The sequence below is a fragment of the Luteitalea pratensis genome (genome assembly GCF_001618865.1).
In the GTDB taxonomy this organism is placed as follows: Bacteria; Acidobacteriota; Vicinamibacteria; order Vicinamibacterales; family Vicinamibacteraceae; genus Luteitalea; species Luteitalea pratensis.
The window spans coordinates 3145335-3170173 of sequence record NZ_CP015136.1 but is presented as its reverse complement, the minus strand read 5'-3'; the positions used below and the strand labels follow the sequence as shown (position 1 = coordinate 3170173).

Genomic DNA, 24839 nt, shown 5'->3' with positions numbered 1-24839 from the left:
GGATCGCGGGACGGCATGACCGAAGGCCCTCCATTCCTCCCCGGCAGTCCGCAAGCGCAGGAACCCGCGCCGCGCGCGGCCTGGCGACTGCCGCAGACCGCCGTCAGCCTGCCGGAGGCGCACAACACGATTCTGGTGCCGCACACACTGGGCTTCTGGCGGAAGCTGCTCGCGTTCTCGGGGCCGGGGTACCTGGTGGCCGTTGGCTACATGGACCCGGGGAACTGGGCGACGGACCTCGCCGGCGGCTCCCAGTTCGGCTACACGCTGCTCAGCGTCATCCTGCTTTCCAACCTCATGGCGATCCTGCTGCAAGCCCTCTGCGCGAGGCTCGGGATCGTCACCGGCCGCGACCTGGCGCAGGCCTGCCGCGATCACTACTCCCGGCGCGTGTCATTTGTGCTGTGGGTGCTCTGCGAGATTGCGATCTGCGCGTGCGACCTCGCTGAGGTCATCGGATCGGCGGTCGCGCTGAATCTGCTGTTCGGCCTCCCGCTGATCTGGGGCGTGTGCGTCACAGCTATCGACGTGCTGGCCGTGCTCTACCTCCAGAACAAGGGATTTCGGTACATCGAGGCGCTCGTCATCACGCTCATGCTGACGATCGGCGGATGCTTCTTTGCAGAGATTCTTTTTTCGAGGCCGGACATGGTCGCCGTCGCCGGCGGGTTCTTGCCGACGTTCGAGATCGTCCGGCGTCCCGAGATGCTGTACATCGCGATCGGCATCCTCGGGGCGACGGTGATGCCGCACAACCTGTACCTGCACTCGTCGATTGTGCAGACGCGGAAGTACGAACGCACGGCGGGTGGCAAGGCCGAGGCGATCAAGTTCGCGACCATCGATTCGACGATCGCTCTGATGTTCGCGCTCTTCATCAATGGCGCAATCCTCGTCGTGTCGGCCGCGACGTTCTACGGCCGGGGGCAGGAGGTCGCAGAGATCCAGGACGCCTATCGGCTGCTCTCGCCAACGCTCGGCGTGCCGATCGCCAGCACACTTTTCGCACTCGCGTTGCTGGCCTCTGGCCAGAACTCCACCCTCACGGGCACGCTGGCCGGGCAGATCGTCATGGAAGGCTTCCTCAGAATTCGGCTCCGTCCCTGGCTGCGGCGGCTGATCACGCGGCTCATCGCCATCGTCCCGGCGGTCTTGGTCACCGCGTTCTACGGCGAGCACGGCACGGCCGCGCTCCTGGTGTTGAGCCAGGTGATTCTCAGTCTGCAACTATCGTTCGCAGTCGTGCCGCTCGTCGCCTTCACGAGCAGTCGCACCAAGATGGGAGCCTTCGTCAATCCCGTTTGGGTCAAAGTGCTGGCGTGGACGACCGCCGGGCTCATCGTGAGCTTGAACACGAAGTACCTGTCGGACTACTTCGGCATCACCGCCTGGATCATCGGGCTGCTCGGGTGACGGCATCATGTACAAGAGAATTCTCGTCGCGCTCGAAAATGGCCCGGCCGATCGAAGCCTCGTGCCGCACGTGGCCCGGCTGGCGTCGCTGTGCCCGTCCGAGCTGCTGCTGATCCATGTGGCGGACGGCTGGGTAGCGCGTCACTACGATGATCTCAAGCTCGCGGAGTCCGACGAGATGAAGGCCGACCGCGACTATCTCCTCCAGCAGGCTGCGGCGCTCGGCGCGCAGGGATTGCAGGTGCGGATTCACCTGGCGCTGGGCAACCCGCCAACCGAGATTCTCAAGGCCGCCGAGCAGGAGCAGTGCGACTTGATCGCGATGACCACGCACGGCCACCGCTTCTTGGGCGATCTGTTGCACGGCAGCACGATCACTGCCGTCAGGCACAAAAGCCATATTCCGATCCTCCTCGTGCGTGCCGCCGCGGTCTGAGATGGTCGAAAGAGCGCGCCAATAGAGCAGCAGCGCGACGGGCGGCCGTGGAAGTCGGCACGCTGTCCGTGCGTCCGATGGGTGCCGACGTTTGCCTATTGCACGGTCACGGTGCCGTGCAGCATGTCCATTCCGCACGCGAACGCGATCTCCTGTTCTGCGTCGTGAACTCGACAGCCACTGGCGTGCCGAGGGTGGCGCTCGCCGGATTTTCAGCATCGGCACGACCACCTCCTTCGCACACGTCGCATCGGTCGTACGCGTGAATGTCAGCCTGGCTAAGTCCACGGACATTCTGGACTTTCTTGCGCGAGTTCTCGCCGCTGGCACCGCAATGACGACTGCGCCGATGTAGACATGGGAGGTGGGACCAGTTCCCGCCGCATCAGCACGGCGCGATCGTGCCCACTACCCTTTGCCTGCCGAAGTGCGCCAACCACCGCTGTTTGTCGCGGCTCCCCTCGTGGCGTCAGCCGTTTCTGAGTCGGAGGCTGACAACCAGGTGTGAAGGCGCTCCGGAGACCGTGCCGGTCGAGCTCACAAATGCCGTCAGGCTCTGACCGTCTGCTGGTGCAGCGTCCAAAAACAGCGGCGAAGGCACTGCCAACATGCAAGCGTGGCAAAGCGCTCGCGCGCGATGATGACCCGTGTCGAGCCGTGGCTCTGCATCGGCATCACAGTCACTCCGCCGGACATCCGAGCCGGAAGGTGTATAAGTAATCGGCCCGTTCAGAGGCACACGACGGCTGCTCTTCGTCCGGCGCCCGACCAACGACAGAGACGCTCGTTTCGCGTGGTGATGCTCCAGGAGGATCTGAACCGATGCGCCTCCGTCTTCTGACAATCGTGGTGGCGGCTGCCGTCATGCCCGCGGCCGCCGGCGCGCAGGACTACTCCATTGCCTTTACCCACTTCGGGCCACTGAACTCGGACATCTTCATCGCCGATCGCGAAGGGGCGGGCGCGGTGCCGTTTCTGCCGCACCCGAGTCTCGATTACAACCCGTCGGTTTCGCCAGACGGACGCTGGATCCTGTTCACATCGGAACGGGGCGGGTCGGCCGACATCTACCGCGCGCATCTCGACGGCAGCGGCCTCGAGCGGCTGACCGACGCCCCGGCATTCGACGATCAGGCAGCACTCTCACCCGACGGCACGACGCTCGCGTTTGTGTCGTCGCGGAGCGGCAACGCGGATATCTGGCTGCTCGATCTCCGGACACGGCAGACGCGCAACGTCACCAGCCATCCGGCCGGTGACTTCCGCCCCGCGTGGTCGCCGGACGGCCGCCGTTTGGCGTTCTCGAGCGATCGCGACTCCACGCACCCGCGCCTTTTTTTCGGCGTGGGGCACTCGACTGAGGTCTACGTGGTCGAGCTCGGCGGTGGCCGTGTCCGGCGGCTGACGCACGCCAGCGGGGCGTCTGGCACGCCCTCTTGGTGCCGGACGGCCGCCGCATCGTCTGCTACACCGCGCCACAGCAGGAGAGCGGGCCGCTGGCGGCGCGCGCGGCATCCGCCGGATCGACCCGGATCGTGGAAGTGGACGTGGAGACGGGGGAGTTGCACGTGATCGCGGACGGGCCCGGCGCGAAGCTGTTCCCGCATTATCTCGGCGCCCCCGGCGTAGCGTATCTGGACCGCCGCGGTGATGGCATGCTGCGGCTGCCAGGCAAGGCCGTCGGGGCGACCGGACCGTTCCATGCGCCGTCGTGGACCCCCGACGGCTCGCGGGTCGTGTTCTCACGCGACGTCAGCACCACATGGCCTCCGTTCCAGCCGGCATTCAGCCGCGACACCGGCTTTCGCCTGATCCGCGCCGGCATATTTCCACAGTTCAGCCCCGACGGCGCGCGCGTCACCATGGCCGACACGCCCATTGGGCTGGCGAAGAACTCGGTGCTGATCATGGACGCGGACGGGGCGTCGCGCTCGGTGCTGTTCTCCGATCCGGCCCGCAGCGTCGTCGCCCCGGTCTGGTCGCCGGACGGGTCGTTGCTGGCATTCGGCCTCGGGCGCTTCTTTCCGATGGTGCAGGGCTTCGGGGCGGCGGATCTGACGGTGCTCGACATCAAGAGCGGCGCCCTGCAGGTGCTCACCGACGGCAAGGAGAACGTCGGCTTCCCAAGCTGGTCGCCCGACGGCCGGCGCATTGTCTTTCGCGAGTGGAACGATACGAACTCGTCGCTGCGGATCATCGACGTGCAATCGCGCGACGTCACGACACTCTTGCGCGACTTCGGCCGCGTGAACTTCCCCGGGTGGTCACCCGATGGCCACCGGGTCCAGTTCACCAGCGATCGGGACGGCAATTACGAGCTCTACACCATCGAGGTGGAATCGAAGCGCATCGTGCGGCTGACGGACTCGCCCGGGAACGACGCGCACGCCACTTGGTCCCCCGACGGGCAGTGGATCGCCTTCTCGAGCGTGCGTGGCGGCTTCAAGGACGAAGCGGCACTAAACCCCGGCAACCCGCAGGCCTCGGGCGATCTGTACGTGATGCGTGCGGATGGCACCGACGTGCGGGCGCTCACCGACAACCAGTTCGAAGAAGCCACGCCGGGATGGGCGCCGGTGCGGCGGCCGGGCGCGCGGTAGACCGACGCAACGCGTTCATCGGGCGGTACTTCAGGGGCGGCGTACACGTCACCATTGTTCGCCTTGTCGATCGCGAGAATCGCGACATCGCCTGTTCCCGTTGCAGCGGAACCGGTTGGGAACTTGTGGCTCGGTGTCGGGACTCGAACTCAGGCTGCCAGCCGGGCTACGTGCACGGACATTCTGCACTTTCCTGCGCGAGTTCTCGTCATCGAGGCCCTAACCGTAGAACGGCGACCCGCGGCAGTTCAGACCGTCGCGATGAGTGCCGAACATGTCTCGCAGGTCACTGATTGGTTGGCTTGCAGGCGGGCGCGGCGCGGCGTCCGCGCGTGCCGCGAGTTCGGCCGGAATCGCGTCCCGGGCTGTCTCTACGGACATTCGGAGCTCTCGCGGGCGAGCTCTCGCCAGGCAAGACGGAGTCGACAACCGCGAGCATGTCGCCGATCCAAACATGATTCTGCCACAGGCATGGCGCGGGATCAGCCGCGGTCCGAGTAAGCAGTCGACGCGCTGCTGGCCCTCAGCTAGCCATGGTGCCCAGCGGTTCACGTGGAAGTCCTTGCGCGTCAGGCCATTCCCGGCGAGTACCCGCTGGCGAACAGTATCGAACCCAGCGTGGGGGTATATCTGGGGGTACGGATCTCAGCAGCAATAATGGGCGAGTCGTTGTATTCAAGTCGTACGCCCGCCAATTCCCCACCCGATAGCGCGTCTTGTACGTGGGATGCACGCGCGACTTCATCCCACGATCATGCGGCGTGGGCGGCCGACGCGCCGCCGGTCCCACAGCAGGCCCAGCGACGACGCCCCCAAGCAGCCATGCACCAACGCCGCCAATCGTGATGATGCGGGGAGGGAGCAACGAAGAGATCATCGGAAGCCTCGCTTCTCGACGTACGTGACACGCGCGGCGGTCAGGTAGTTCGCTGCCCGGGGAGCAGAGGGAGTATGCTCTGTCGCTCCGGGCGTACACGAGGGACACGATGCGAACGCTGAATGACAAGCAGGTCGAGCAAGTCTTCGGGCTGATGAAGCAATCCGACAGCGTCGAGCTGAAGTTGACCGTCGTCGATTCGGCGATTCGCTCCACGGCCGATGCTCTGGGCATGGACCCGCTCAAGGCGGAGATTCGCCAGGTCGTGTTCTTCGACACGCCGGACCTGACGCTGAGCAAGGCCGGCGTCGTGGTGCGGGCGAGGCGCATCCAGGGCGGCGGCGGCGATACCGTGATCAAGTTGCGTCCCGTCGATCCGGAAACGCTGTCGCCCGAAGTCCGGCAGTCGACCTCGGTGAAGGTCGAAGTCGACACCATGCCCAAGGGGTTCGTCTGTTCCGCGTCGATGAAGGGCAAGACGACCGCCGACGACGTGCGGGCCGTGATCCTGAAGAAGATGAAGACCCGCGACCTGTTCACGAAGGAGCAGCGCGCCTTCTACAAGGCCAATGCACCGGAGGGACTGAAGTTGTCGCAGCTGTCGGTGCTGGGGCCGATCAACCTCCTGAAGCTCGAGTTCACCCCGGACGGCGTGAAACGGAAGTTCGTCGCCGAACTGTGGATGTATCCGGACGGCTCGCGCATCCTCGAGCTCTCGACCAAAGCCACGCCGGACGACGCGTTCCACATCGCCACCGAAACGCGCGATTTCCTGGAGAAGAAGGGGCTCGACCTCACCGCCGAGCAGCAGCCCAAGACCAACCGGGCGCTCAAGCACTTCACCGAGCTGCTGAAGAAGGTTGAGGCCGGGCAGTAACGATGTCCGAGATCACGCCGCGCTGGGAGTGGCGGACGTTCGGCACGCGCTTCGCGCGCGCTGAAGCGGTGTTCGCCGCGCTGGAGACGAAGGGTGTGCAGGAGACCGACGAGATCTACCTGCTCACCGAGAAGGGCAGCAACGTCAAGGTCCGTGCGGGCCTGCTCGACATCAAGGTGCTCCAGCAGGTGAACGACGCGGGCCTGGAGCAGTGGATCCCTGTCATGAAGGAGGGCTTTCCCGCCAGTGCCGCGGTTGTGCGAGGCGTCTTCAACGCCATGCGGGTCACCCCGCCCGATCTGACGCGCGACACTTACACGTTCGACCAGTTCCTCGCCGAGCTCATCGAGCCGACGGCAGCGGTGCGCGCCGCCAGGGTGCACAAGCATCGGGTACGTTACGTCGTGGGAGCCTGCACGTCGGAGCTGTCCGAGGTGACGGTGGACAGCGTGAGGACGCGAACGATCGCGGTCGAAATGGAGGACGCCGCAGCCGTTGTCGCCGCCGTCGATTCACTCGGTCTTGCCGGCTACGTGAACACGAACTACTCGCGCGGGCTGGCCGCGACGCTGTCGGGCGCGCCGCCGCGATACGCGGTGCTCGACGTGGGCACCAACTCGGTGAAGTTCCATATCGCCGAGGCCGGTGCTGACGGCACGTGGAAGACGGTCACCGATCGAGCGGAGCTCACGCGGCTTGGCGAAGGTGTGAAGGAAGGCGGCGCCATCGCGACGGAGGCGGCGGAGCGAACCGCCGCAGCCATCAAGGGCATGGTGGACGAGGCACAGTCGGCCGGTTGCATCGCCATCGCTGCCGTTGGTACGGCCGGCCTGCGGATGGCCACGAACTCGGCCGACGTGCTGGAAATCATCCGCGCCAGAACCGGGGTCAAGGTGGAGGTCATTTCGGGTGATGAAGAGAGTCGCCTCGCCTACCTGGCGGTGCAAGCCGGGCTTCCCTCCGCCACCGGCCACCTCGTGGTGTTCGACACCGGCGGCGGCAGCTCGCAGTTCACGTTCGGCGAGGGCGACCACGTCTCCGAACGCTTCAGCGTCAACGTCGGCGCGGTGCGCTACACCGAGCGCTACGGCTTGGACGGCGCGGTGTCGAATGAAGTGCTCCGCGAGGCCATGAAGGCGATCGCCGAGGACCTGTCGCGCATCGCCGACCGCCTGTCGCCGGAGACACTCGTCGCCATGGGCGGCGCCGTGACCAACCTGACGGCGGTGCGCTACGCGATGGCGAAGTACGATCCCGGCACGATCCAGGGCACTGTGCTCACGCGCAACGAAATCGATCGACAGATCGAGCAATACCGGACGACGCCGCTGGACAAGCGCGCCGCGATCGTTGGCCTGCAGCCCAAGCGCGCCGACGTCATCCTCGCCGGCGCCTGCATCGTCCGCACGGTGATGGAGTTGCTCGGCAAACACGAACTGACGGTCGGCGACCGCGGCCTGCGTCACGGCCTGCTCGTGGAGCGCTTCGGCTCGAGCCACGTCGCCAATCGGTCGTAGGCCACAGGTCTGCGTGGCGTTGGTGCATGGCTCACACTGGACTCGCAGCCCCCCACATACGGCTCGTCACCGAGTGTTCGGAGACGACTCGGGCCTGCCGAGCGCGGTCATCCGATTCAGGACGCGGCAGGCAAGGCCCGCCTCGACATCCCGGCCACCTACACTGCGGGCGCGAAGGCCATCGCCAATGATGGATTTGTAGCGGAAGAAGGCGTTCTCCACGCGGGCCTGCCGGTGGTAGCCCGAGGTTTTCTGCCATTGGCGCCGGCCGAGCGTTGCAGCTGTCGCCCCAACCAGATCATGCCGCCGCGGGCCGCCGACATGCCAGCGGCTTCAACGGCCGACCCACTACATGACGGTCCGCAGCCATGCACCAACGCCACACGCCAGCGGCTCCCAGCCGCCTATCGCCGGGGCCCAGCAGCCGTGCACCAACGCCACTTTTCATCCGAAGCAACAGCTCGTGAGGAGGTTCGTCGAGGAAGACCTCAGGCTGTCGTCACCACGATGGCGCAGCATGTTGAGGTGCCGCCACGGCGGTACCCGTGGGGAAGGCCGGAGTCGAAGTACATCGAGTCACCGGAGTCGAGCGCGTGCTCCTGGCCGTCGATGTGGACGTGCAACCTGCCCTTGAGCGTGTAGATGAACTCCACGCCGGCGTGCGTGTGCAAATGAACGTCGTCGCGCGCCACGGGCAGGAACTCGGCGTAGTACGAGTTGAACCGCCGCTCGGTCGCGGGATAGTCCAGCGACTCGAAGCGATACGACATGTCCTTCCCATCCTGACGCTCTGGCAGCTGCACGCGTTCTGCATTGCGGACCACCGCCACGAGCGGCTTCTCGCGCGCGCCGGCGAAGAAGTAGTCGAGGCCGACGCTGAAGACGAGCGGGATCCGCAGCAGCGTCGGCAGCGTCGGAAAGAGGCGCCCCCGGTCGAGCTTCGAGAGCAATGCGGGCGATAGCCCGGGGTGCTGCCCCAGCTCGACGAGCCCCATCTTCTTCTTCAGTCGTAAGGCGCGAATCTTTGCGCCGATCGCGTAGTCGCTGAGCCCTGCTTCGAGCGTTGTCGACAGCATTCCGCCTCCCGTTTGTCGTGACAGTCACATTGCGCGCGGTTCTTGTCGCCGCATTCACACGACTTTGCGGCCGAGCGTCAATTTGAGTTAAAGAAAATAAATGTTCACTACAGTCAATACCTGAACTGCGCCGGCAAGGGGCCAGACGCAGCACAGGAGGAAGAGTCATGAAGCAGATCGATGTCATCGCCGCGGTCCTCGTCGTGGTTGGTGCACTGAATTGGGGGCTTGTGGCCGTCGCGCGGTTCGACCTCGTTGCCGCCCTGTTCGGGATGCCGTTCGGTGAAGTCTCGGCGGCCAGTGCACTCGTCTACGGACTGGTCGGTGTGGCCGGGCTGTATCAGGCCGTGTCGTGGAAGCGCGTGCAGAACCGCTGGGCGCAGCCCGCGGTGATCGCCACTCGTTGATTCGTTCGTCCACAACGCAACTCGAGCACGGAGCAGAAGCAATGATGAAGACGATGATTGCAGGACTCGTGGCCGCAATGGCCATCACCGGCGCGGTGGCCAACATGGGTGCTGCCACCGCCGACAAGGACATCGTGGATACCGCGGTCGCGGCCCGGTCCTTCACGACGCTCGTGAAGGCACTCCAGGCGGCCGACCTGGTCGAGACACTGAAAGGAGCCGGGCCCTACACGGTGTTTGCGCCCACCGACGAGGCGTGTGCCAAGCTGCCTGCAGGCACGCTCGAGACGCTGCTGAAGCCCGAGAACAAGCCGAAGCTGCAGCGCATCCTCACATCTCATGTCGTCGCCGGGAGAGTGACGGCGGCCGACGTGGCCAAACCAGCTCGGCGAAGGCGGTCAGTGGGGCCACGCTGAGGATCGCAGCCCGCGATGGCGGCGTGACCGTTGACGACGCGAAGGTCGTGAAGACCGACATCGCCGCGACCAACGGCGTGATCCACGTGATCGACAGCGTCATCGTCCCGAAGGACGAATAGGCCGGACCATGGACGCATCAGTTCTCCTCACAGGAGCGACGGGATACATCGGCGGCCGTCTTCTTCGACATTTCGAAGGGGCCGGCCGTCCGGTGCGGTGCCTTGCGCGCAATCCCGAACGCGTGTGCGCAAGCCGATCACGACGGAGGTCGTGCAGGGGGACTGCCTCGATGAGGAGTCGCTGGACCTCGCGCTCGCTGGCGTGGACTCGGCGTATTACCTGGTGCACTCCCTGTCGGTCGGCGCCGATTCGCGGAGGTGGATCGCCATGCCGCCGCAACCTTCGGCCGCGCGGCGGCTCGCGCTGGCGTCCGGCGCATCATCTATCTCGGCGGCCTGGCAGATCAGGCGGGTTCGCTCTCCAGCCATCTCCAGAGTCGAGCCGAAACCGGATCGCTCCTGCGTGCCAGCGGCATTCCGGTCATCGAATTCAGAGCATCAATCGTGGTTGGCGCCGGAAGTCTGTCGTTCCAGATGATCGAGGCGCTGGTGGAGCGCCTCCCCGTCATGGTGTGCCCGCGATGGGTCGCGACGTTGACCCAGCCGATGGCGGTTGACGACGTGGTGGCGTACCTGGCGGGGGCGCTGGAACTCCCTGACAACGGCAGTGAAGTGTTCGAGATCGGTGGTCCAGACGTGGTCTCGTACGGTGACATCATGCGGGAGTACGCCCAGCTCCGCGGGCTGCGCCGCTGGCTGCTGCCCGTGCCGTTGTTGACGCCGGACCTGTCGGGTCTCTGGCTCGCACTGGTGACACCGGCGCAGGCGCGTGTCGGTCGCGCGCTGGTGGAAGGATTGAAGAACCCGACGGTGGTCAGATCGTCAGCGGCATTGGACGCGTTCCAGATCGAACCGACGCCGTTACGCGTGGCGCTGGCGACGGCGATCGAGGCCGGCGCTCGGTCACGTCAGAAGGTCGACACGCGGACCATGGTTGTGGACGCGCCCCCTTCGCAGGTCTTTGTGCCGATCAGGCAGATTGGCGGCACGACGGCGCGCGTACTGGTACGTCCTCCTTGCTGTGCACGAATGGATGTTCAGCGGTCTCCTGCGGGAGATCGCGAGTCGCGCCCAGCTACGCAGAGCGGAACTCGACGGCGAGGCGGCGGTGCGCCCGGCTATCGGGGGCTGACCGAACGATTCGTCAGCCAAAGCGGAACAGACGACTACCGCGAGAACGACGCCGAGTCAGAGGTGGTTCTTGCACAAGCGTGTTGCTGGCCCAGCCGCGGTCCGATTCATGAGTCGACATAGGGAGCGCGCCTTCTGGCCCTCAGCCGCGCCAAGGTGCCCATCGATCGATTGCCTTGGAAGTCGTTGCTCCTCAGGGCTTTGCCGCAAATGCGTGGTGTCAAGCCCAGTGTGCGGGTACATCTGGGGGTACGTTCCGCACAGCCGGCCTATCGACGGCGGCCCCAGCACCCGTGCACGAACACCGCGTCCCGGCAGTGCGACTCTAGTCGAGGTACTTGATGAAGACGACCTCGTTGCGCGCCTCGTTGTAGATCAACTCGTCGACGATCCCTCGCGTGATCGCGAGCCCCAGCCCCCCTGGCCGCAGTCCCTTCTCCTCGCGCACCAAAGCGTGCCGCAGTGGATCGTCTTCCGGGTTGTTGATCGCCGAGTGCGTGAGGCCGTCAGGGCTGAACCCCTGACCGGGATCGGCGATGCGGTACAGCAGCATGCGGCGCGCGCGCAGACAGGAGATGCGAACCATCCGCGTCGGATCGAGCTTGCCGCCCCACTCGACAGCGTTCAAGAGCAGCTCGCGAAATGCCGTTCCAACCGACTCACGTACCGCCTCCGGCAAGTCGGCCGGGAGTCGCATCATGAAGGCGTGGACACGATCGGCGACGTGCAGCGAACAGGGCACCACGAGTTCGACCCACTCGGGTCGTGCCGACACCACCGTTATTGGCAAGGCTGCCGCCGGTGGCGCCCCGAGTACCTCGTCGACAACCTGCAGAATGGCGCCCGGTGCAAACGGCTTCGTGACGTACCGATCCGCCTGACCGCGGATGGCCTTGAGCAGCGTTTCAGGCGTGTCGTCGGCGGTGAGCATGACCACGCGCGGAAGGGTCGCCAGGTTCTGCACCTCTGCGAGGACGTCGAGCCCGCTCATATCGGGCAGCCCCACGTCGAGCAGCACCACGTCGAACGCCTCGCCCACCAGGGCATTGAGCGCTGCGCGGCCGTCCGCCGCCTGCACGACGAGATGGCCTGCCTCTTGAAGCAGCGAGCCAATCGCATGCCGAAACCCGCGATCGTCGTCGATGACCAACACGCGACTCTTCGCGATCGCTCCAGACGTCATGACGAGCCTCCCGACGACGAGACGGAATGGCAGATGCCGATCGCAGACCCAAGCGTAGTGTAATACTGGTCGCTCCTTCGAAAGAGGTGTTGGGAATGGAGCCGCCGCCTCCGAACCAGGCACACGCGCACACACGCATGCACCAGCAGGTCGTCTACGAGACGGCCTGTGCCCTTGCGGAGTCGGAGACGCTCGTCGAAGCGGCGCCGCGGATGCTGCAGGCCATCTGCGGTGCGCTCGGGTGGGAGTACGGCGCGTTCTGGACCGTCGACCGCCCCGCAGCCCGTCTTCGTTGGGCCGCGACATGGCACGCGTCGTCGCTGCCATTCGACGAGTTCGCCGCCGTCAGCCGAGCGACAGCCTTTGCCGCAGGCGACGGCCTGCCGGGGCGGGTGTGGTCGAGCCTCCAATCCGCGTGGATTCCCGACGTCGTCCACGATCCACACTTCCCGCGTGCGCCTGCTGCCGATCGGGCGGGTCTGCACGCCGCTTTCGGCTTCCCCGTGCTGGGACGCGCCGAGATCCTCGGGGTCATGGAGTTCTTCAGCCGCGAGATCCGTGAGCCCGACGAGGATCTGCTGGGGATGCTGACGACGGTCGGCCGACAGATTGGCCTGTTCGTCGAGCGGAAACGGGCCGAGGAGGAACTCGATCGGTTCTTCGCGCTCTCGCGGGACCTGCTCTGCATCGCCAACTTCGACGGGTATTTCGTCCGTCTGAATCCAGCATGGGAGCGCACGCTGGGGATGCCGCGAGAGGAACTGCTGGCGAAGCCGTGGCTGGACTTCGTCCACCCCGATGACCGCGAGGCCACGATCGGTGCCAGGTCCACGATCGTGAACGACACGGAGTTGACGGTGTTCGAGAATCGTTATCGGTGTGCCGACGGAACCTACAAGTGGCTCCAGTGGAACGCCGTCGCCCACAGCGATCTCGGCTTGATTCATGCGGTGGCGCGGGATGTCACAGACGCGAAGCGGACCGAGCGGGAGCTCGAGAGCGCAAGACGGCGAGCGGAGGAGGCGACGGTTGCCAAGAGCGAGTTTCTCGCCAACATGAGCCATGAGATCAGGACCCCGATGAACGCCATCATCGGCATGACCGACCTGGCGCTCCGCACGACCCTCACGGAGGAGCAGCGCGACTTGCTGCACACGGTCAAGGATTCGAGCGAGGCTCTGCTGGCGCTCGTCAACGACATTCTCGATTTCTCGAAGGTCGAGGCGCGGCAACTGGCTCTCGAAGAGGTCCCATTCGCGTTCCGGGACGTCGTGGAGGATGCGGTTCGACTGCTGGCGTCGCGCGCGGATGCGAAGGGCCTCGAGCTCGCCTGCCGCATTGCTCCGGACGTTCCCGATGCGCTCGTGGGTGACCCTGGACGCCTGCGCCAGGTGTTGATCAATCTGGTGGGTAACGCCATCAAGTTCACGGACCGCGGCGAAGTGATCGCCGAGGTGGCGGTCGACGAGCGGGCGGATGCCACGGTGAGGCTGCGGATCGTGGTATCGGACACCGGCATCGGCATTCCGCAGGAGAAACAGTGGCAGATCTTCGGCCCGTTCGTACAGGTCGATGCCTCCACCACCCGCCGCTACGGAGGCACGGGCCTCGGACTCGCGATTTCCATGCAGCTCGTAGAGCTGATGGGCGGACGGATCTGGGTCGAAAGCGAGGTCGGACGGGGAAGTCGGTTCTCGTTTGTCGCCCACTTCGGCGTAGAGGAAGGGGCCACGGCACACGCGGCGCCTCCAGAGTCCTCGGACCTCGGCCATCTGCGGGTTCTGGTCGTTGACGACAACGCCACCAATCGTCGGATCGTCGAGGAGATGCTGACGGCGTGGCGAATGAGACCGACGTCGGTCGACGGCGCTCGCGCCGCACTCGACGCTCTCGCGAAGGCCGTCGACGCCGGTGAGCCGTTTCGGCTCGTGCTCTCCGACGCCCTCATGCCCGACGTGGACGGCTTTGCGCTCGCGCGCGCCATCCGCGCGAACGCGCGGTTCGCGGCCACCAAGCTGATCATGCTCAGCTCGATGGGGCTGCCACCCGGTCACTCCCGCGTCCACGAGGCCGGCTTCTCGGCGTATCTGAGTAAACCCGTCAAGCAATCCGACCTGCTCGACGCGATCGTCGCGGTGTTCGCCCCGCGCACGGTCCTTGGTCAACGGGAGTCGCCGGCGCATCAGGCGCCACCTCCGCGCGTGAGAACGCGTCCGCTTCGCCTGCTGCTCGCCGAGGACAACGCGACCAATCAGAGGGTTGTCGTCACGCTCTTCGAGAACCGTGGGGACACGGTCGTGGTCGCGTCGAACGGTCGCGAGGCCGTTCAGCAATCTGCAGAGACGTCGTTCGACGTGATTCTGATGGACGTGCAGATGCCGGAGATGAGCGGCCTCGAGGCGACCGCCGCCATCCGGGAGCGAGAGCGGTCCCACGGCGGCCACATTCCCATCGTGGCCATGACGGCGCACGCCATGGCCGGTGATCGCGAGCAGTGTCTTGCCGCCGGCATGGACGCCTACGTGTCGAAACCCGTGCGTCTGGACGAACTGCTCGCCGTCGTCGACGGCTTATTCACGTCGGTACCCCCGGCCCGACTTCTTCTCGACCCTCTCACGCTGCTCAGCGCGTTCGGAGGGAACCGTACGGTGCTCGCCGACGTCATCGATATGTTTCTCGTCGACGGCCCTCAGCTGACGAGGGCCATTCGGCAGGCGACGGCTCAAGGCAATGCCCAGAGATTGGCTTCCTCTGCCCACGCCCTCAAGGGGTCGGCCGGGCTGTTCGGTAAACACGGCGCCTACGAAACCGCGAGTCGACTAGAACGGCTAGGGAAGAGCGGCGACATGCGAGGCGTTGGCGAGGCGTGCGATGAGTTGGAACGGGAGATGGACGCATTGCACGCCACGCTCACCGAACTGCGCAAAGACCTGCTCTAAAACCTTAAAACCCCAGAACTCGGCGTTGCGCGGTGGAGGTATCTCCAAGGACATTGAACCTTCAGGCGCGAGGTCTCGTCAGCCAGGAGGGAGGGTCCACAGGGACGTGTCTCAGGGGCATGAGCGTGTGTGTGGCGAATCGCTGAATTCATGACATTCTGAATTGCACGGTCTTGTTGCGATTGCGACATGCGCGATGTGGCCGCCCTGTTTCCATCTGTTGCTGACATCGCTGATCTGCGGGGTCCACTCCATCTCAGTCGCGCCAAGAACGGACCTCTGAGTAGGGCCGTTCTGCGGGATCAGTCGTTGTAGTGCCTTGCCCACTCTGCGTGGTCTTTGCGAGTGCAGGCGGCCATCCCTTCGGTCGCCGTGGCAAACCACTGCTCGTCGCGATCGAGTCCCTTCAGCAGCGTCTCCAGCGCATCCCGACTGCGGCTGCCGAGATGGATGTTGGCCGTCTCCCGGCCCATCAGCCGCAGCAGGGCCGGGGCCAGCACGAGCCGCTTGTCGCGCGCGCTCTTGGGCATTTCGATTTTCGCGATGTCCGGCGCAAGCTGGCGGACCAGCCAGCTGTCATGCACCTGAAAGTGTGGGTCGGGATCTCGAACCGCGTGTTGGAGCAGTGTCGCCGTCTGCGAGGGCATGTGCTCCTGCCCGGTCCACCAATACAGTGCGGAGGGCACAAGCGCCTTGGCCTCGCGTCCGTTACGCACGCCGTTCTTCGGATTCTCCACGGCTGTGAAGCGCCGCCGCCCGAGACTGCCCAAGCCGCCCGGCGACTTCTGCGCTCGGAACGCCAAGTCCGCGCCGGGTGGAAACGAGGCGCGGAACATATCCTCGAGCCCTTTCGGAAGCTCGGCCGCGTCGATCTTGGGGTTGTCGTGTGCGTCGAGCTTCTTCTTCCAGAACGTCTTCGGGTCTTCCTGCGTGTCCCTCGTCAGCTTGACCAGTGCCGCGTGTCGCCGGTCAGAGAGCAGGATCGGCTTCCCTTCGGTACGGAGTCCGGTCCGATAGCCTTCGAGGATCACTGCGCACACCCATTTGGCCGACACGTGCACCTCGGCCGCCTCTGCTGCCAGTGCGGCGCTGGCGGCAAGCCGCACGAGATCGCTCGTAAACGGCAGCTCGCAGGCGTCGTCGAAGTCGTTAATCCCCCAAACCAGCCGCTGTCGCGAGTCCCGCCAGACACCGAAGTTCTCCACGTGCAGATCGCCCACCGCAAGCAGCACGTCCTCCTCTCGCTCGGCAAGCCGTGGACACACCTGTGGCCATTGTTCAGCCCAACGGTAGAAAGTCGCCCGCAGGAACGGGAACGCCTTCGTACTACCCATTTCGCGGTGCTTCTTCTTGAGCAGCCTCCCGGAGACGTCCGTTCGCTTTCGCATCCACGCCTCGAAGTCGCGTGTGGATTTGAAGATGCTACGCATGTCAATCCAGCTCCCTTGGCGAGGACGTCCCTCGCTTGCCCTGAGCCGCCGATTCTCCTGCATTTTCGCGAAGCCGACAACAGTCGCTCGCCAAAACGAGGATCATGTGATCTCTTACGACGTTTTGAGTGTGGCATCGGCGACGGCCTCCTTAACAGTTGCCGACAGCTTCGTGGGATGCACCCGCGACTTCATCGCACGATCATGCCGCCGCGGGCCCCCGACATGCCAGCGGCTTCAATGGCCGACCCACTACCATGACGGTCCGCAGCCATGCACCAACGCCTCGAGTTCTCGGTCGTGCTCGTGCTCTAAAACGGCGGATGGACGGTCGGGTAGTAGCGCGCGGCGCGCCGTCACTTCTCGCTCGTCGGCTGCCAGTTCAGCACGACCGTGATCGGACGTGCAGGACCGGCGTCGTCGGGGGGCGTGGCCATGAGGAACCGCTGCCCGTCTGGCGTGACGTCGTAGTGATACTGCGACGACCAGTTGGGCTTCGAGGTGAACAACCGTTGTGGCGGCTGGAACTCGAAGGCGGCGCCGTCTCCGTTCACGCCGACGGCCATGACTGTCCCGTCCAATTCGAGAAAGAACATCTGCTTTCCATCGCCGCTCCACCGCGGCATGTGGCCGCCGGTTCCGGAGATCATCGACCTGTCGCCGGGCCCTGGAAACGGCGCGACGTACACTTGCGACAGCCCGCTTTCGTCTGACGTATACGCGATCCAGCGCGCGTCTTGAAGCCGCGCCAGCGTCTCATTGAACGGCGTCACCAGGAACGGAAAAGGCTTCCGGTCGCCGGCCATCGGCAATACCCAGAGGTCGCTGCCCGTTGCCGCCGACTGCGTGCCGAAAAGCAGAAACCGTCCGTCGCGCGACCAGTTCCATGGGAATTTGTCGACGTCCCTGGCAAGGAGGATCGCGATGAGAACGCCGCAACGCGTCCGCTTGCGTCGAGCGCTGGCGACCCACTCGCCTCCATCCAGCCGGTGTGCGAATCGGAACTGAGGCGTACGATCGACCGCTTATCTCGATCGAAGACGAACACATCGGTCAAGAGGTTGATGTCCAGGTCTAGCGGGCGGCATCGCTTTCGGCACACCAAGTTGGACGCGACGGACTCGAAGGCCACGAAGTGTCCGCTCCCCGAGAGCACGGGCCGCGTGCTTGCGCCATCGCTCGCGGCGCCGTCCACGCCGCGGCTGACAAGCGTCGTCGTGGACGCCTCGAGGTCATGGAGAAAGATATTGGAAACGTCCTTCATGTCGCTTCCACATCCTCGCCAGCTGGGGCTCGAGAAGATGCGGCGCAACGAGATTGGAAGGCAGGTCACGTCGCGTAGCGAGCGCTACGCCGCCCGTCGGCGGCGCCGTCTTGGCAGCTGTGGCGGGTACGAGCAGTATCGGAGAGGACGCGTTGACGGCTGCAAGTGTGTTGTCGTGAATGACCGGCACACCGGGTCTGAGGCCCTGCTTTCCACCGTGCTGTGCACAAGCGCGTTCCCGCATGTGGAGCAGCGAGCGCGCAGACATTCGCTCGTGGATGCCGGCGTTCGCGATGAAGGTAGCGACGTCGAGAGGCGCGGGCGCCGCGCAGGCGATGGTGCTCGAGTTTTTCGGCCGCCATGGGGATCACCACGGCGGCGGCACAGAGACGTCCGGCTACAAGCGCGATCCGGGCCTTAGTGACGCTACGTCCCGTCCTCATGGTAGAAGCGGACCCGCCGTCACTGGCCGGCTCACAAGTCCGTGCCGCATGCTTCGTCACCACGCGTTACCGTGGAGAAGGCGATGAATGCAGCGGTAATCGGCCTGAAATAGAGGTTCCACATCATGAGGCCGTCGCTTTCTCAGTGATGCCGAGTGCTACACTGCGTGCTGCCCACAGCGTCGCGCCACCGCTGCTCGCATGTCCTCTGAGAAGCATCAGAAGGATCTACAGCCGGCCTCTCCACGGGCGACTCTGCCGCCGTGCACCAAAGCCGCAATTGACCAAGCCGTGCCCGCACTGGTCGGGAGTTCCCGGGGCCGTCGTTGCCACACGAGCACGCCGCGGCCATGCCGCTGCGAGTGCACCGATAGCTATCGAATGGGATCCTCGGGCACAAGGAGTGTGATCCGCCTGCGCTGATTGACGTACGCTACACAGGCCCCCTGGTTGGCGAACGGGCCCGGATGCGTGAACGTTCCCCACCCGCCGTTCCTGCATTCGTCGACGGTGCTGGGTGGGCCGCACCGGTGCTCGTTGTCGGGGATGTTGACGCCGAGCGGCCTGGCTGGCGGACCGACGAACATGTTGTACTCGACCGCGTCCTCGGCACCCAGATTGTAGGCGCGGTGGACACGACCTTCTGACGTCTCGAAGGCCTCTCCTGCGGAGTACTGCTTGGTCGCGCCGCAGCCATCCTCGATCGTGATCGTGCCCTGCGTGACCACGTTGTAGACATAGCCCGGGTGGTAATGCCATGCGCCGGTGACTTCGCCGGCCGGCGTTCTGAGCACCCGTGCCGTGACCTGGGCCGCCCCCCCACGCAAGCCGATGTGTTCGCTGGCTCCGTCGTACCTGACGACGACGATGGCCGCGTAGGTGATTGCGCTGCCGACCGCCAGCATGGCTGCGCCGACCGCGAGGATGCGTGTGGTTCGTGACCGAATCGGTTTCATCGTGCTTCTCCGCTCTCAGGGGAGGGCGAGCCCTCGTTGCCGTCATTGGTGCGTCCCTGGCGACGACAATGGCCGTATGGGCTGAGACTCACAACCTGCAAGAGGCGGCACCGGCGTGGGATCGGGCTCTTGCCGCCTGATGCGGCCTATTGCGGCTGCCTTGCGACTAGAATCAAGGCGCGTCACCACGCCGAACCCGAGCCCAGCGTTGACCGATCCCCTCGCGCCCTCATCCAGCCAACCAGGCGGTCGCCTGGACTCGTGGAAGGAGATCGCGCGTTATCTGAGTCGGGACGAGAGCACCGTCCAGCGGTGGGAGAAGCGCGAGAGCATGCCCGTGCATCGTCATCAGCATGACAAGCGCGGATCGGTGTACGCCTACCCTGCCGAACTGGACACGTGGTGGCAAGGCCGGCGGCAGCAACTCGAGCCGCAAACGGTCAGCAGCGAGGAGACCGCTCCTGAAGTTCCAAGCGGCGTCCCGTCTGCTGACTTCGCACCCGAGCCAGCCAATCGGAGGCGGCGATGGTGGGTCGGAATTGCGGCGAGCCTCGTGGTGCTTCCGGCGACGTTCCTCGCACTGACGTGGCTGCCGCGACGCTCGGAGCCCGCGGCAGACCCCAGCCGGGCGCTCCTGAGGCTCACGTCGACCTCGGGCGTCAATATCGACCCCGCGCTCTCGGCTGACGGATCGCTGCTCGCGTACGCGTCTGACCGCGGCGGATCAGGTGACCTCGACATCTGGGTACAGCCAACACGCGAGGAGCGACCGAGCCGCGTCACGAGCACGTCGGGTGATGAGCTCGAGCCCTCGTTCTCGCCGGACGGCAGCTCAATCGCCTTCTCCAGAGGAGAAGGGGCCGGCCTTTACATCGTTGCTGTCGCGGGCGGGGAGCCTCGCCTGCTCGTGTCAGCGGTGTCGGCACGCACGCCACGGTTCTCTCCGGACGGACGATGGGTGACGTACTGGACCGGCCCGCCGGTGTGGGTGTCGATTGGAGCGATGACAGTCACGCGGTCGACGGGTCTTTTTGTCATTCCAGCCAGCGGCGGACCCTCGCGCGCGCTTGCACCGGAGTTCCCGCACGCGCGGTTCGGAACATGGTCACCTGACGGCGAGAAGATCCTCTTCCTTGGGGTGCGCGATCGCGATCCGAACCAGTCGTCGCTCGATTGGTACCTCGTTGGCGTCAATGGAGGCGAACCCATCCGAACCGGGGCGCTCGAGGTGCTTCGCACGGGCGGCTTGAAAGGCGTGCCGATTCCAGGGGGGTGGAGCCGGGACGGTTCCGTCATTTTCGCGAACTACGACGAAGGGGCGTCGAACGTGTGGCAGGTGCCGATTTCCCCCGACACGGGTCGTGTCGCTGGAGAGCCTGCAAGGCTGACGTTCGGAACGGCCATCGAACGAAGCCCCACCGTCAACGCCTCCGGTCACGTATTCTTCACCAGCGTGGCCGAGAACGTCGACGTGTGGCGGCTGCCCCTCGACGTCAACACAGGTCTCGCGAAGGGCGCCATCGAACGCGTCACTGACAACGCTGCGAGCGACCGGCTGATAAACATGAGCGATGACGGTGGGACGATGGCGTTCCTCTCCTCCCGGACCGGGCAGGATCAGATCTGGGTCAGAGACATCGACACCGGACGCGAGCGCCAGCTCACGTCTGCGACCGCCCGAGCAGGGCGGATCAACCGCGAGGGGTCCACGGTGGCCGCCGCCAGGCCTGTGTCGGACAGGCCCAGAATCGATCTGATTCCCTCTCAGGGTGGCCCGGGCTCGACACTCTGTGACGACTGCTCTCCCGGCGATTGGTCGCCGGACGGGGCACGCCTGGTGGTTCAACGGGGTACCCCGACGCGCCTTCTGTTACGAGACATCAGTTCCGGGCGCGAAATCGAGCTGGCCGCGCACCCCACGTGGAACCTCCTTCAACCCCGGTTCTCGCCCGACGGACGGTGGATGGTCTTCCACACGACGAATTCGCCCTCGCTTCGACAGATTTATGCGGTTCCGGTAGTCTCCGAGGAGCCCGCCCCCGTCGACGCGTGGATACCGATCGTGCGCGATTTCGGTGTGCAGCCAAGCTGGTCGTCAGACGGATCGGCGATTTACTACTTCTCCTCAAGAGATGGCGCGCTCTGTGCGTGGCGTCAGCCGCTCGATCCTGGAACGAAGCGGCCGGTCGGCAGTCCCCAGGCGGTGCAGCATTTCCACCAGGCGCGCCTGCGCGCTCCATTCGCGGCAGGCGCCCAAACCAGCAATCATGTGGCCGCCGGATATCTGTATGTCACGCTTGCGGCGTCAGCTGCCAACATCTGGATGCTTGATCGGTAACCGCTGACGTCCAGTCACTCAGAACAAACAGCCCAGTTCCGTTCCCCGTCCTCCCCTATTTCTCGACGCAAGTGGCGAACGAAATGGGTGCGGCACACCGGCCAACCAGAAGACAGAAGGCGCTTCGAGCTCTTCCGAGAGTGACCTCGCCCGGCAACACCTGAGCCATCCATCGCCAGAAGAGAGCATGGTCATGCTCTGTGCATCCGGGTGAATGCCGTCTACCCTCCCCTTCGCATCGCGATTACAGAGCGCAGCAGGGTAGACGTCCTGCCCTGTGGACGAGAGACCCCGGGGCACGCTGTGCGGGTCGTCACGCCAGCGCTGTTCATCGCGACCAAGCTGTGACCACTGCACTCGACTCTCCTGACCGGAGTGTTGTTCAAGCTCAGCGGCCAGCCCTCGGAATTGGCACGGTCGGGACGGTAGTCTGTGTGTGGCACCAGCGAAGGAGGACGTCGATGTGGCTTCGCGTGCGCTCGCTGTCGGCTGTCGCGGTGGCCCTGACGCTCTCCAGCGTTCACGTCGAGTCGCGCGACGTGCCGAAGAGCGCGGATCACCCGCTGATCAAGCGATACGAAGGTTCGACGATCGTGCGTTACTCGCAGAGAGATTTCGACGAGTACAAACTGCCGGTCGGCGCCGTCGTCGGCCAAGGCGACAAAGCGCATTTGCCGAAAGTGCTGATACTCGAAGGCCGCGTCACGCGGTTGACATACCTCGTTCCCGTCGGCCGATCGGCACTCGAGGTGATTCGAAATTACCAGCAGGAACTGAAGCGGGCAGGCTTCACCACTCTCTTTGCCGGCGATCATGCTGCGCTCGGAGAGGGGAAGTACGACTCGGCCTTCGCCGTCGCCGGCTATCAAGACCTCGAGCTGCCGTCCGTCAGCAGGACCCACTTCAACATGCTCGTGGCGCAGGACGACCGCTATCTTGCCGCCAAGCTGGCGCGCCCCGAGGGTGACGTGCACGTTGCACTCTATGCGGCGGCGATCGGAGAAGGCTGGGGCAAGTTCCTTTACGCCGATCCGCCGAGCAGGGGCAAGACGGCGGCCGACGGCCAGGTCATCGCGCAGCTCGACATCGTCGAAGCGAAGCCGATGGAAACCAACATGGTGACGGTCTCTGCTGGTGAGATGGCGAAAGGCATCGCGACGGCCGGCAGCGTCGCTCTCTATGGCATCCTGTTCGACTTCAACAGCGCGACGGTCAAGCCCGAATCGATGCCGACGCTCGAAGAGATCGCCAAGCTCCTCAAGGGCGACCCGGCGCTGCGCCTCCTCGTCGTCGGTCACACCGACAACGTGGGGGCATTCGACTTCAACAAGGATCTGTCGCAGCGTCGTGCCGCGGCGGTGGTGCAGACCTTGACATCGAAGTTCGCCGCGGACCCCAAGCGGCTCACACCGTTCGGCGTCTCGTTCGCGAGTCCCGTCGCGTCCAACAAGACGGAAGACGGTCGCGCCAAGAATCGCCGAGTGCAGCTCGTCGAAGACGTCGCCGCGGCCGTCCGGTAGCGCGCTCGCGTACGCGTTGCGCTCATATGTCGGTGGCCGGCGGCGTATCGAAGGCGGTGGACCGCGCCGGGCTACATGCCCAGACATTCTGCACTTTCCTGCGCGAGTTCTCGTCATTAGGCGAAAGCGAGCGACGCGGGCATTGAGTCGTGGTGTTCACACCGTCGCCGTGAGTGCCGGACACCTGTCGCAGCTGATGGCAGTCCGAGGCCTTATTCCACTCGCGCCGCCCGAGCGCGTCCACGTCGGCAATCGTGCGACCGCGCACATGCGAGCGTGGTCCGTGGCGCGACACCCGTGCCGTCATGATCGGCGGCACGACCACTTGGACGTGTCCCGCCCTCGCGGCCTCATAGAAGCCGACCCAGATGGAGTTTCTTCCAGCCTCGACGGTCCGCAGCCATGCACCAACGCCGCGTTGACGTTCGCGCCGGACTCCAGCAAGAGACGCACTGCGTTGGATCGGGTAGCATCGCGCGCAGATGTCCCCGATGCTCTCCCGCATTCCGCATCCCCTCGTTATGCTCCTCGCCTGCGTCTTTGCCGCCGCTGTGCTCACGCATGTCGTGCGAGCCGGCGAGTTCGAGCGACGAGATGATCCGGCTACAGGACGGCGGGCCGTCGTTGCTGGCTCGTTTCACCCTCTTCCGCAAAGCCCGGTTGGACCGTTCGCAGCGTTGATGGCCTTGCCGCAGGGGATGACCGAGGCGGCGGCAGTGATCTTTCTCATCTTCCTCGTCGGCGGCGCGTTCAGCGTCGTCGAACATACCGGCGCATTCAACCAGGGCGTGGTTTGGCTGGTGAAGGTGCTGGGTGATCGCACAGATCTAGTCGTCCCGATCTGCTGCGTGACGTTCGCCGCCTGCGGAGCGGTGGAAGGCATGTGGGAAGAGATCGTCCCGCTGGTGCCGGTGCTGCTGCTCCTGGTCCGTCGCGCCGGGTACGATCCGATTACGGCCGTGGCCATGAGCATCGGCGCGGCGGCCGTCGGCGTCGCGTTCAGCCCGATCAATCCGTTCAGTGTTGGCATCGCGCAGAAAGTGGCGCAGCTGCCGCTGCTGTCGGGCCTCGAGTTCCGCATGGCGGTCCTCGTAGCGGGACTCGTGATCTGGACGTGGTGGACGATGCGGCATGCGAAAGGCATGCGGACGGCGCCGGAGGTCGCATTCCGGGAGACGACAGTTCCGCTCGACTGGCGCCAGGCGGCGATCCTGCTGATGGTCGGGGCGACGTTCGCCGTCTACGTGTTCGGGGCGGTGCGCTACGACTGGGGATTCAATGAGCTCGGAGCCCTGTTCTTCGGAATGGGCGTGGTCGCCGGCTTGCTCGCCGGGCTCGGTATCGACGGCACGGCTCGCGCATTCGTCGAAGGCTTCCGCTCGATGGCCTTTGCCGCGACGCTGATCGGTTTCGCACGCGCAATCTTCGTGGTGCTCGACAAGGGCAAGATCGTCGATACGGTCATCAATGGGATGGTGACACCGCTCGCGGACCTGCCGGCGGTTGTGTTCGCGCTCGGGATGACGGTGGTGCAGGCCGCGATCTCCATTGCCATCCCCAGTACATCCGGCCGTGCGGTGCTGACCATGCCGATTCTTGTGCCGATGTCGGATCTTCTTGGTGTCTCGAGGCAGGTGACCGTGCTCGCGTATCAGTTCGGTGCTGGCGTCATCAACCACATCCTCCCGACCGACGGCACACTGATGGCGGTCCTTGCACTGGCGGGCGTCCGCTTCGATCGCTGGTTTCGTTTTGCGGCGCCAGCGTGCGCGATGCTGTTCGTCCTGGGCCTGCTCGCAATTGCCGTGGCCGTGGTGACGGGGCTGCGCTAGCTGGCTGGGTGTCAGGGACGGAATTTGCAACTACCTGATCACGGCGGCCTGAGCCACGCTGC

17 protein-coding genes and 1 pseudogene are annotated in these 24839 nt (G+C 65.2%); 13 read left to right on the top strand and 5 right to left on the bottom strand.

Annotation, left to right across the window (positions count from 1 at the left end):
* Positions 1-15 precede the first annotated feature (15 nt).
* The 6 genes from LuPra_RS13030 to LuPra_RS13005 all read left to right on the top strand — a co-directional run bounded on the left by LuPra_RS13030 (position 16) and on the right by LuPra_RS13005 (position 7720).
* Positions 16-1413 (top strand): Nramp family divalent metal transporter, encoded by a 1398-nt coding sequence (locus LuPra_RS13030; RefSeq protein ID WP_110171150.1) that lies wholly within the window; start codon positions 16-18, stop codon positions 1411-1413.
* 61 nt (positions 1414-1474) lie between these two features.
* Positions 1475-1849 carry a universal stress protein gene (locus LuPra_RS13025; RefSeq protein ID WP_234800868.1) on the top strand — a complete coding sequence of 125 codons (375 nt, stop codon included), beginning with the start codon at positions 1475-1477 and terminating at the stop codon, positions 1847-1849.
* Positions 1850-2671: 822 nt separating this feature from the next.
* On the top strand, positions 2672-3421 hold the full coding sequence (locus LuPra_RS13020) for a TolB family protein (RefSeq protein ID WP_110171148.1): 750 nt from the start codon (positions 2672-2674) through the stop codon (positions 3419-3421).
* Positions 3385-4449, top strand: a complete 1065-nt coding sequence (locus tag LuPra_RS13015; protein WP_162271373.1) for a PD40 domain-containing protein — start codon at positions 3385-3387, stop codon at positions 4447-4449. The genes LuPra_RS13020 and LuPra_RS13015 overlap by 37 nt, the downstream gene beginning before the upstream one ends.
* Positions 4450-5435: 986 nt before the next feature.
* On the top strand, positions 5436-6203 hold the full coding sequence (locus LuPra_RS13010) for a CYTH domain-containing protein (protein ID WP_110171146.1): 768 nt from the start codon (positions 5436-5438) through the stop codon (positions 6201-6203).
* Between the two features lie 2 nt (positions 6204-6205).
* A complete protein-coding gene (locus tag LuPra_RS13005; RefSeq protein ID WP_110171145.1) occupies positions 6206-7720 on the top strand; it encodes a Ppx/GppA phosphatase family protein in 1515 nt (504 codons plus the stop codon).
* 488 nt (positions 7721-8208) lie between these two features.
* On the opposite strand, the gene LuPra_RS13000 is transcribed toward LuPra_RS13005, so the two are convergent.
* Positions 8209-8796 (bottom strand): helix-turn-helix domain-containing protein, encoded by a 588-nt coding sequence (locus tag LuPra_RS13000; protein WP_110171144.1) that lies wholly within the window; start codon positions 8794-8796, stop codon positions 8209-8211.
* A gap of 167 nt (positions 8797-8963) precedes the next feature.
* Here LuPra_RS13000 and LuPra_RS12995 point away from each other — a divergent pair, with 167 nt between their 5' ends.
* From LuPra_RS12995 to LuPra_RS32815, 3 genes and pseudogenes are all read left to right on the top strand, one after another.
* Positions 8964-9203 carry a DUF378 domain-containing protein gene (locus tag LuPra_RS12995; RefSeq protein ID WP_110171143.1) on the top strand — a complete coding sequence of 80 codons (240 nt, stop codon included), beginning with the start codon at positions 8964-8966 and terminating at the stop codon, positions 9201-9203.
* A 77-nt stretch (positions 9204-9280) separates the two neighbouring features.
* Positions 9281-9741 (top strand): annotated as a pseudogene (locus LuPra_RS34465) (fasciclin domain-containing protein).
* A gap of 258 nt (positions 9742-9999) precedes the next feature.
* Entirely contained in the window at positions 10000-10995 is a 996-nt protein-coding gene (locus tag LuPra_RS32815) for a Rossmann-fold NAD(P)-binding domain-containing protein (RefSeq protein WP_201792187.1), read from the top strand.
* Positions 10996-11197: 202 nt separating this feature from the next.
* Here LuPra_RS32815 and LuPra_RS12980 read toward each other — a convergent pair whose 3' ends face one another.
* Complete coding sequence (locus tag LuPra_RS12980) at positions 11198-12055, bottom strand: ATP-binding response regulator (RefSeq protein WP_110171142.1); 858 nt, start codon at positions 12053-12055, stop codon at positions 11198-11200.
* 26 nt (positions 12056-12081) lie between these two features.
* On the opposite strand from LuPra_RS12980, the gene LuPra_RS12975 reads away from it, so the two are divergent.
* Positions 12082-14994, top strand: a complete 2913-nt coding sequence (locus LuPra_RS12975) for a response regulator (RefSeq protein WP_110171141.1) — start codon at positions 12082-12084, stop codon at positions 14992-14994.
* A 302-nt stretch (positions 14995-15296) separates the two neighbouring features.
* Here LuPra_RS12975 and LuPra_RS12970 read toward each other — a convergent pair whose 3' ends face one another.
* The 3 genes from LuPra_RS12970 to LuPra_RS12960 form a co-directional block, all read right to left on the bottom strand.
* Positions 15297-16424 (bottom strand): DUF2252 family protein, encoded by a 1128-nt coding sequence (locus tag LuPra_RS12970; protein WP_157899108.1) that lies wholly within the window; start codon positions 16422-16424, stop codon positions 15297-15299.
* 356 nt (positions 16425-16780) lie between these two features.
* Positions 16781-17230, bottom strand: a complete 450-nt coding sequence (locus tag LuPra_RS12965; protein ID WP_110171139.1) for a TolB family protein — start codon at positions 17228-17230, stop codon at positions 16781-16783.
* Between the two features lie 1275 nt (positions 17231-18505).
* A complete protein-coding gene (locus tag LuPra_RS12960) occupies positions 18506-19087 on the bottom strand; it encodes a cupin domain-containing protein (RefSeq protein WP_110171138.1) in 582 nt (193 codons plus the stop codon).
* A 208-nt stretch (positions 19088-19295) separates the two neighbouring features.
* Here LuPra_RS12960 and LuPra_RS12955 point away from each other — a divergent pair, with 208 nt between their 5' ends.
* The 3 genes from LuPra_RS12955 (at position 19296) to LuPra_RS12945 (ending at position 24777) form a co-directional block, all read left to right on the top strand.
* The gene (locus LuPra_RS12955) at positions 19296-21425 is read left to right on the top strand and encodes a PD40 domain-containing protein (RefSeq protein ID WP_162271372.1); all 2130 of its coding nucleotides are present in this window, start codon (positions 19296-19298) and stop codon (positions 21423-21425) included.
* A 461-nt stretch (positions 21426-21886) separates the two neighbouring features.
* Positions 21887-22945: an OmpA family protein gene (locus LuPra_RS12950; protein ID WP_110171136.1), complete on the top strand. Its 1059-nt coding sequence runs from the start codon at positions 21887-21889 to the stop codon at positions 22943-22945.
* Positions 22946-23427: 482 nt separating this feature from the next.
* Positions 23428-24777 (top strand): YfcC family protein, encoded by a 1350-nt coding sequence (locus LuPra_RS12945; protein ID WP_110171135.1) that lies wholly within the window; start codon positions 23428-23430, stop codon positions 24775-24777.
* The last annotated feature ends 62 nt before the right edge of the window (positions 24778-24839 follow it).